The 9,328-nt window shown below is 40.4% G+C and carries 8 protein-coding genes and 1 pseudogene; all 9 read right to left on the bottom strand.

The genetic code is table 11. The annotated features are described in order from the left end of the window. A pseudogene (tsf, locus tag Q7J41_RS00600) lies at positions 1 to 160 on the bottom strand (elongation factor Ts); the annotation flags it as partial. Between the two features lie 75 nt (positions 161 to 235). Continuing rightward, positions 236 to 1,078, bottom strand: a complete 843-nt coding sequence (gene rpsB / locus Q7J41_RS00595; protein ID WP_370650961.1) for a 30S ribosomal protein S2 — start codon at positions 1,076 to 1,078, stop codon at positions 236 to 238. Between the two features lie 148 nt (positions 1,079 to 1,226). Then, positions 1,227 to 2,633, bottom strand: a complete 1,407-nt coding sequence (hslU, locus tag Q7J41_RS00590) for an ATP-dependent protease ATPase subunit HslU (RefSeq protein ID WP_304884236.1) — start codon at positions 2,631 to 2,633, stop codon at positions 1,227 to 1,229. Positions 2,634 to 2,649: 16 nt separating this feature from the next. Beyond that, positions 2,650 to 3,180, bottom strand: coding sequence for an ATP-dependent protease subunit HslV (gene hslV / locus Q7J41_RS00585; RefSeq protein WP_304884234.1), 531 nt, complete (start codon positions 3,178 to 3,180; stop codon positions 2,650 to 2,652). A gap of 42 nt (positions 3,181 to 3,222) precedes the next feature. Continuing rightward, positions 3,223 to 5,292, bottom strand: coding sequence for a type I DNA topoisomerase (gene topA, locus Q7J41_RS00580; RefSeq protein ID WP_304884232.1), 2,070 nt, complete (start codon positions 5,290 to 5,292; stop codon positions 3,223 to 3,225). 114 nt (positions 5,293 to 5,406) lie between these two features. Further along, positions 5,407 to 6,474 (bottom strand): DNA-processing protein DprA, encoded by a 1,068-nt coding sequence (gene dprA, locus Q7J41_RS00575; RefSeq protein ID WP_304884230.1) that lies wholly within the window; start codon positions 6,472 to 6,474, stop codon positions 5,407 to 5,409. Between the two features lie 163 nt (positions 6,475 to 6,637). Further along, a complete protein-coding gene (locus tag Q7J41_RS00570) occupies positions 6,638 to 7,462 on the bottom strand; it encodes an ABC transporter substrate-binding protein (protein ID WP_304884229.1) in 825 nt (274 codons plus the stop codon). Positions 7,463 to 7,613: 151 nt separating this feature from the next. Continuing rightward, positions 7,614 to 8,477, bottom strand: coding sequence for a universal stress protein (locus tag Q7J41_RS00565; RefSeq protein WP_304884227.1), 864 nt, complete (start codon positions 8,475 to 8,477; stop codon positions 7,614 to 7,616). Between the two features lie 225 nt (positions 8,478 to 8,702). Further along, the coding region (locus Q7J41_RS00560; RefSeq protein ID WP_304884225.1) for a DegV family protein at positions 8,703 to 9,328 on the bottom strand (626 nt) is incomplete at its 5' end.

Here is a 9,328-nt window from a genome sequence, read left to right as displayed (position 1 = left end):
CGATTTTTCCACCCATGTGAATATATGATTCAACGATGCCTTCAGCGGCAACCCGTCCTGCTTTTTTGTTAGTCGCAGCCAGTCCTTTTTCTCTTAAAAGGACCATTGCTTTTTCGATATCTCCGTCTGTTTCGACTAAGGCTTTTTTGCAGTCCATCATACCGGCACCACTTTTAGCTCTTAATTCTTTTACTAATTTTGCGTCCACTTTCTTCCTCCTGATAGTAATTATAAATTATTCTGCTGCAGTAACTTCAGCAGCTTCAACAATATCGGCAACTTCAGCAACAACTGCTACATCGGCAGCAACTACTTCTACTACTTCTATTGCTTCTACAACTGGTGCTGCTACTGGTGCTGCTACTGGTGCTACGACAATTTCTTCTTCAACTTGCTCGCCTTGTCGGCCTTCAATAATAGCATCAGAAATAACCGAAAGGATTAACGCAACGGCACGAATCGCATCATCATTACCAGGAATAATATAATCAATTTCATCAGGATCGCAGTTAGTATCAACGATACCAATAATTGGAATGCCCAGTTTTTTAGCTTCGGCGATGGCGATTCTTTCTTTTTTAGTATCAATAACAAAAATTGCTCCAGGAACACCTTTCATATCTTTGATGCCGCCCAGGAATTTTTGTAATTTTTCACGCTGACGTTTTAGTTTTATAACTTCTTTTTTAGGCAGAAGCGCAAATGTGCCATCTTCTTCCATTTGTTCCAGCTCATTTAAGCGGTCAATTCGTTTGCTGATAGTACCGAAGTTTGTTAAGGTTCCACCTAACCAACGATGATTAACACAGTAGCTTCCGCTACGTTTCGCTTCTCTCTCGATGCTAGTCTGAGCTTGTTTTTTTGTACCGACAAAAAGAATTTCTTCTCCATTTTCAGCCAGTTCTTTGACAAAATTATAAGCTTTTTCAATTCGTTTCACAGTTTGTTGTAAATCAATGATGTAGATACCATTTCTTTCTGTGAAAATATATGGAGCCATTTTTGGATTCCATCGTCGTGTCTGGTGCCCAAAATGCACCCCTGCTTCTAATAATTGTTTCATTGAAACACATGCCATAATTCGTTCCTCCTTGGTTTTTCCTCCATCCTCATCAATCAAGAACATCGACCTGAAAACAGGCACCTGATGTCTCTCAGAGGATGTGTGTAATACATACCTTCATATACTAGCACAGTCATTTCATTTGCACAAGTTATTTTTTTATTTAAAGTAAATATTTTTGGTAATTATCTCGTTTATCAGATATATTGAATACCCGGTCCACATAATTCATATCAATTGTAAAATCATCCTGTTCATAATCTGAAGCATAAAAGGATATTTCTTCTAATAGTTTTTCCATCACCGTGTGCAGCCGCCGGGCGCCAATATTTTCGTCTTCTTCATTTTGAAGATAGGCTATTTTGGCGATGTGATTAACTGCTTCATCCGTAAAAATGAGATTGACATCCTCGGTTCGGATCAGCTCCTGATATTGCTTAATCACCGAATTCTCAGTATGGGTCAGTATCTGAATAAAGTCTTCCTCGGTCAAACTGTCCAGATGAACACTGATGGGAAATCGTCCCTGAAGCTCAGGAATCATATCGGCTATTTTCGATACATGGAAGGCTCCAGCTCCGATAAATAAAATAAAATCCGTCTTGATCGGACCATATTTTGTATTGACGGTACTTCCCTCGACGATCGGTAAAATATCCCGCTGGACACCTTCACGTGAAACGTCCGGGCCATGATTATTACCATTTCCGATAATTTTATCGATTTCGTCAATAAAGATAATGCCGTTTTGTTCCGCATCCTTGACCCCTTGTTCAGTGACCTGATCCATATCAATCAGCTTTTGGGCTTCCTGATTGATCAGTATTTTTCTGGCTTCGGAAATTTTCACATTTTTCTTTTTTTTCTTTTGCGGCAGAAAATCGCCCAGAATATCATTCATATTAAATGACATGCTGTCGTTGTTCATGCCTTGCATAACGCCGATGGTCTTAGATCCATCATCATCCACTTCAATTTCGATAACCGTATCTTCTAATAGACCTGCTTCCAATTCTTTTGACAAAGCTTCCCGCTTTTCTTTTTTTGTTTTTTCTTTTTCAGCATCACCTTCCAATTCATATTGGGGCGGGGCAGCGGGTGGAGCTGGTTTCATAAAGATGTCAAAAGGCGTTTTCAGGGTTTCCTTCATTTTTTTAGAGGGCACCAGGGTATCAAGAATGATTTTATTGGCATTCTTTTCGGCTTCCACATAAACCTCTTTCATTTTTTCCTGCTGAACATTGCGGATCGATGTGTTAACCAGATCACGAACCATCGATTCGACATCTCTACCCACATAGCCGACTTCCGTAAATTTAGTAGCTTCAACTTTGATAAATGGTGCTTTTACCAGTTTTGCCATTCTTCTGGCAATTTCTGTTTTACCCACCCCGGTTGGTCCGATTAGGATGATGTTTTTAGGCGTAAACTCATCGATCAGATCAGCCGGTAACAGCGATCGGCGATAGCGGTTTCTTATTGCGACAGCCACGGCTTTTTTGGCCGACTCCTGACCTATAATATAACGGTTTAATTCAGTAACGATCTTTTTGGGTGTTAATTCTTTCATAACCATTCTTCCGTTTCTATAATACTTCAACAGAAATATTATTATTTGTAAACACGCATATCTCTGAGGCGATTTTTAACGATTCATAGACCATTTCTTCGGCACTGAGGTTTGAATGGCTTTTTAAAGCTCTGGCTGCCGCAAGGGCATAGGATCCGCCGGAGCCAATGGCTGCCACATCATCATCTGGCTCGATGACTTCCCCATTTCCTGATAAGACCAGCGTCTCACTTTCATCCATGACTATCAGCAGTGCTTCAAGCTTTCTGAGGATCTTGTCTGAACGCCATTCTTTGGCCAGTTCCACAGCGGAACGTTTTAAATTGCCATTATACTGTTCGACCTTGTGTTCAAATTTTTCACAGAGGGTAAAAGCATCGGCAACTGATCCGGCAAAACCCACTAAAATTTTATCATGATAAATTCTTCTAATTTTTGTCGCCTTATTTTTCATTATCGTTTTTTCGCCCATGGTTACCTGCCCGTCTCCAGCTATGGCGACTTGACCGTTATGGCGTATTCCTACGATGGTTGTTGCATGAAACATATTTTTTTCTCGCTTTCTTATCAATTGTACTTGTACTGCAATTTATTCTGCAGTTGGTGCTTTATAGCCGCAATCTTTTTTATCGCAATAGATCGATTTTCGTTTACCCAGACCTTTTTGAAACAGCGTTGATTCGCAGATTGGACATTTATCGGGGATTGGCAAGTCCCAATTCATGTAGTCGCAGTCCGGATAATTGCTACACGAATAAAATGTTCGTCCTGTTTTGGAGATTCGTTTGACAATATCCCCGCCACAAATAGAGCAGATGCCTCCAGTTTTTTCGAAAAAGGGTTTGGTGTTTTTGCATTCGGGAAAGCCTGGACAGGCTAGGAAGCGGCCATACTTTCCTTTTTTTATCACCATCCGGCGGCCACACAATTCGCAGTCAACATCAGATTCAGGGTCAGCGATGGTTACCGATTCAGCCTTTTCCTGAGCATTAGTCAGTTCTTTTTCAAAGCCCGTATAAAAGTTCTTCAGCAGTTCAACCCAGTCAGTTTCGCCCTCAGAAACTGAATCCAGACGATCTTCCATTTCAGCGGTAAAGGAAATATTTACCACATCGCTAAAATACTCTTTCATCAAATGGGTAACCGTGACACCGAGCTCGGTGGGTTTAAAATGCTTATCTTCAACTTCCACATAATCACGATTCTTGATGGTAGCAATGGTTGGGGCATAAGTACTTGGTCGACCGATTCCCTTTTCCTCTAATATTTTAACCAATGATGCCTCGGTATAGCGAGCCGGCGGCTTGGTAAATTTCTGTTCTTTCGTTGTCTTAAGTCGAACCAGGTCATCACCGATGGCTAATTCCGGTAAGATGCTATCATCATTTTTTCCCGCACTTTTGCCAACCCGGGTAAACCCATCAAACTTTTGGGTTTCCCCTTTAGTTTTAAAAATCAGATTACTACAGGCGACATCCACATCGGTAACGTAATACTGCGCATCAGCCATCTGACTACAGAGCAATCTTTCCCAAATGAGCTTATATAAACGATACTGATCTGGTTCCAGTGAATTTCGGGCTTCATCCGGAGTCAGCATAACTGATGAAGGGCGAATGGCTTCATGGGCGTCTTGAATATTTTTCTTTTTCTCAACTTTTTTTTCGGTTCCCAGATAATCATCGCCAAAATGTTGCTTGATATATTCTTTGCTCTCTTGAACCGCTTCGTCAGCGATCCGGGTCGAATCGGTTCTTAGATAGGTAATTAATCCGGTCAGACCGCTGCCTTTGATATCCACCCCTTCATAGAGTTGTTGAGCCAGGCGCATGGTCCGTTGGGTTGTAAAGCCAAGTGACTTATAGGCTTCCTGCTGGAGGGTACTGGTGGTAAAAGGCAAGGGTGGTTTTTGGTAGCGCGTTCTTTTTTTGACATTTTCGACTACAATCGCATTGGCTTCCACCACTTGTTCCAAACGGATGGCCTCTTCGGCATTGGTGATCGTCTTTTTCTTGCCATCTTCAGAGTAGAATTTTGATACAAATGATTTTTCATCATCTAGTTTTTTTAAGAGTAACTCCAGATTCCAATATTCTTCCGGAATAAATGCCGCAATCTCATCTTCCCGATCGACAATAATGCGGGTCACAACGGATTGAACCCGGCCGCCACTGAGCCCCTTCTTAACCTTTTTCCACAAAAAAGGACTCAGAGAATACCCAACCAGTCGATCCAGAATTCGTCGAGCCTGCTGTGAATTGACTAAGTCAATATCGATTATTCTTTTGTTTTCTATGGCGGCGTTTACTGCTTTTTTTGTAATTTCATGAAATTCAATCCGACATTTAGTAGCTAAATCAATTTCCAGAAAATTTGCCATATGCCAGGATATGGCCTCCCCTTCACGGTCAGGGTCAGTGGCAAGATAAACTTGATCCGCTTTTTTGGCGGCACTTTTCAATTTTTTAAGCAGCTCGGCCTTGCCCCGAATTTTAATATAATCAGGCTTAAAATCTTCTTCTATATTAATACCAATCCGACTTTTGGGTAGATCAATCACATGTCCCATGGTTGCTTCAACTTCAAAGCCTTTTGGTAAATACTTTTTTATTGTTTTTGCTTTTGCTGGCGATTCAACGATAACCAAGGTTTTACTCATTGAATACCTCCTTCTTTCTTAATATTAATGACGTTTATTCTCTTGAAATAGCCACATTATAGCAAACATTTCCACAAAATACAAACTTATGCAGTCGAATATAACCCATTGTCCTTAAATTAAAACAATGTTTCCGTACTTAATCAAAATAATTTCTGCTATTTCCATCATCGTCAGCAGACTGTTCACTTTATTGATGGGTAATCCGGAACAAGCTACCAGCTCATCAATGGTATGATAACCCTTTTGGATCAGATCAAACAGCAGCTGTTCATCAGGAGTAGCCATCTTTAATGCTGATTGCTCCGCACTTTCATTTTGTTGATTTACAGTCTGATCAAAAACAATATAATCCTCTAAGATATCATTAGGATTCGTGACCAGTTTCGCACCTTCCTTAAGTAGTTGGTTTCCACCGGCCCATTTAGTACCGCCGATATCCCCGGGAATCACATAAATATTTTTACCCTGTTCCAAAGCATGGTTGACCGTAATCAGCGAACCACTTTTTGTGCGGGCTTCAATTACCAGAACCCCCTGCGAAAGTCCGCTGATAATCCGATTTCTTTGAGGAAAGTGATTGGGGAGCGGCTTTTCTCCTAAATTGAATTCCGTAATAATCAGTGCTTTCTCCGCCATCAGCTCAAAGAGTTTTTTGTTAACCCGGGGATAGCAGATATCAAGGCCGGTGCCTAAAACTCCGATGGTTCCTCCCAGTTCATTCACACTGCCCCAATGACTTTTACCGTCAATGCCATCAGCCAAACCGCTGACGATTGTAACCCCGACGGATGACAGTGACCGAGAAAACAATTTGGCATATTTTTCTCCTGCCACAGTGGGATTCCGGGAACCAATAATCCCAATGGTAAGGGGCGCCTGCAGTAGCGATAAATTGCCTTTAGCATACAAGCCTAGCGGCGGCACGTAAAGATTAGCCAGCGATTCCGGAAATTCTGGATCACAGCGAGGGATTAGCTGAATATTGTTTTTTTCCATATAAGATAAATCATACTTGGCTTTATCGAGTGATCTGACCTTAAAAAAATAGTTTAACGTCTTTTGGTCGATTATTTTTGTCTTTGCAAGGGCTTCAGAACTTAAAGAAAAAATCACTTCTGGGGATTCGAATTGTTCAAGCAGCATGTTTTTCTGCTTGATCGATATTTTTTCGAGACTCATAAACCATATCCAATAAATTAAATCCTTCACCGTTCCGTTTCCCTTCTTATCCATATTCCTTATAGTATCACAATTATAATGTTAATTAAAAGCTTTTGCATACAAAAAGACCCAGCGCAGAGTGTGAAATCTCAGTGCTGGGTCGCAAAAATAAATATTCTAATTATTCAATGACTTTCAAATTTGTATCAATGTTCTGGGTAACATCCTGGCCAAACCATTTCATTGATAACTCTGTTAATTTTCCGTTTTCACGCAAAGCGTCTAAAGCAGTATTCAATTGTTCGTTGAAAGCTGTATCAGCTTTTCGAACGGTGATGCCGATTGGTTCGTTTGATAACACGTCAGAAGAAACGGCATAAACGTCTGGTTTTAAAGTCGTATAAAACTGAGCAACACTGATATCCGTCATAATATTATCAATTTGTTTTCCTTCCAGAGCAGCAAAGGCATCAAGCATCGCATCATACTTGTTCACTGTGTACTCAACATTTTCCTGGGTTTTCAAAGCTTCTGCCGCATAATCAGCGGTGGTTTCAATTTGGACTCCAACCGTTTTTCCGGCCAGATCTTTTGGTGTTTTAGCTGGGGTTGCATCTTTACGAGATACAATTACAATCCCATTGGCAAGATAAGGATCTGTCATATTAAATCCGGTTAACCGTTCTTCGGTGATGCTGGTTCCTGATAAAACAATATCGTACTGTTTGGCGTTAAGACCATTAAAGATTCCGTCCCATGCTGTTGGTACCCATTGGATTTTGACACCCAACTGCTCTGCCAGAGCCTTACCCAGATCAATATCAAAACCGACAAGCTCATTGTTTTCATCGCGGAATTCCAATGGCAGATACATATCATTAGTTCCGGCGGTTAACACCCCATCGGCCAAAGGGTCTTCACTGCTTGTCGATTTGCTGCCACATCCTGTTAAAAACAAGGCTATTCCCAATACAATTGTGATTAGTACAACACTTTTTCTTTTCATTTTTTCCTCCTGTAATTTAAACTTTGCACTTTATTATATTTTGCAATGCATAAAAATTCAAGTTTTATTTGCCAAAATCGAATAAACAGCTGGAATTCCGTTTAACCGAAGTCTCCAGCTGTTTGTTAGTTTTTACGCTATTTTGTTTTTATCATTTACGATTTCCGGGGATCAACAGAACAGATGCCGATGCATGACGAACCATATTATGACTCACACTACCTAAAAATATTTCTTTGATAAATCCCCGACCCTGGGTTCCCATGACGATCAAGGGAATATTTTCTTCCTCAACGTGTTTAATGATCTCTGTGGTTGGAGCTCCATAACGTATAAGTATGTCGACTTCGACGTCGCAGAGAGACAGCAGTTCATCTTTAAGTTTTTGAAGCCGACCATTGTCAACTTCATTAAATTCAACCAGTCGATGAAGGAGGTAAGGGTTGATTTTGGATTCATCCTGAATATGAAAAATCGTCACTTTTTTGACCCCGTTTTTAACCATCTCCTTAATTTGCTCAAATGCGACATCAGCATTCTTGGAAAAATCTGTGGGAAATAAAATATGACGCATCAGATCCTTGGTATCCTCGGTTGGCTGTTCCGGATTCGAATCCTTGATTACTAGGATTGGTTTAGTTGAACCATATAAAATATCATAAGCAATCCCACCTAAGAATAAGGAACCGACAATCGAGTGCTTTTCGGCACCGACAACGATTAACGAATATTGATCGTCCTGAGCAATTCGATTAATTTCATTTTTTATATTACCAGAAATGATTTGGGTTTTCACTGTAAACCCCTGCTCAGCTAACATCGTGGACTGATTTTTTAAATTTTCATTAAATATAGATGTTAAATAAGACGAAACTCCGGCGTCAACATCTTGAGGATTAAAACACTGGATAAGCAAACATTCCTCAGCGCCCAGAGAACGCAGGCTCTTGATACATTTCACCATCTCAGAAGATGCATTTGAAACCTCAGAAACAACAATAATTTTATCAAACATATCAATCCTCCATAACTTTAGAATAATCCCTCAACAAATGACTTATTTTATTAATACCCAATTAGCTTTTATTAAACGTTATTTTGACATTCTTCTGATACGGAGTTTAAAAATTATTTGCAGTTTTTATGCTCTATTTTGTTGAAGTTTATTATTTTTTGATTGAAAATAAAAAAACCTGATGAAATCATCAGGCGACTGGCATGTTTTGACCATTGATTGAACTTATCTTTCGGTGCCGATAAAAAATAGTGCGACTGTTCCCGGGCCGCAATGAGCGCCAATGACAGGTTCAATCAGATGAATAAGAATATCTTCAGTACCAAATTTTTGTTTTATTTTGTCAGCCAGATATTGGGCATCTTCAAGACAATCGCCATGAGAAATATAAATGGTCTGGTTTTTGGGATCAATGGCGGTTTTTTCCATTTGTTCTAAAAGAACACGAAGTGAATTCTTGCGGCCGCGTACCTTTGACACCGGAATCAGACGGCCATAATCATCCATATGCATGACCGGCTTAATGCTGAGCACCGTCCCCATAATTGCACTTGTCGCTGAGACTCTGCCTCCGCGCATCAAAAAAAATAAATCGTCAACCGTAAACCAGTGACAAAGATGCAATCGATTCTCAATGAGCCAGTCGTAGACCGATTCAATTGACTGACCGTCTTCTCGAAGTTTTGCCGCATGGGTGACTAAAAGCCCCTCTCCTAGAGATGCTCCCAGGGTATCCACTGACATAATTTTAGCATTCGGATACTCTGTTTTCATTTCCTCCAGCACCTGAGTGCCCGTTTGATAGGTTGCACTAAGCGCTGACGAAAAGCCGATATAAAGAAGGTCTTTAC

This window comes from Acetobacterium sp., from assembly GCF_030652775.1.
Classification (GTDB): Bacteria; Bacillota; Clostridia; order Eubacteriales; family Eubacteriaceae; genus Acetobacterium.
This window is presented reverse-complemented; position numbering and strand designations above follow the sequence as displayed.

What these genes read in the sequence shown, in the direction of transcription:
- rpsB (WP_370650961.1), bottom strand. Translation starts at nt 1,078, where the DNA reads ATGGCATGTGTTTCAATGAAACAATTATTAGAAGCAGGGGTGCATTTT.
- hslU (WP_304884236.1), bottom strand. Translation starts at nt 2,633, where the DNA reads ATGAAAGAATTAACACCCAAAAAGATCGTTACTGAATTAAACCGTTAT.
- hslV (WP_304884234.1), bottom strand. Translation starts at nt 3,180, where the DNA reads ATGTTTCATGCAACAACCATCGTAGGAATACGCCATAACGGTCAAGTC.
- topA (WP_304884232.1), bottom strand. Translation starts at nt 5,292, where the DNA reads ATGAGTAAAACCTTGGTTATCGTTGAATCGCCAGCAAAAGCAAAAACA.
- dprA (WP_304884230.1), bottom strand. Translation starts at nt 6,474, where the DNA reads ATGAGTCTCGAAAAAATATCGATCAAGCAGAAAAACATGCTGCTTGAA.
- Q7J41_RS00570 (WP_304884229.1), bottom strand. Translation starts at nt 7,462, where the DNA reads ATGAAAAGAAAAAGTGTTGTACTAATCACAATTGTATTGGGAATAGCC.
- Q7J41_RS00565 (WP_304884227.1), bottom strand. Translation starts at nt 8,477, where the DNA reads ATGTTTGATAAAATTATTGTTGTTTCTGAGGTTTCAAATGCATCTTCT.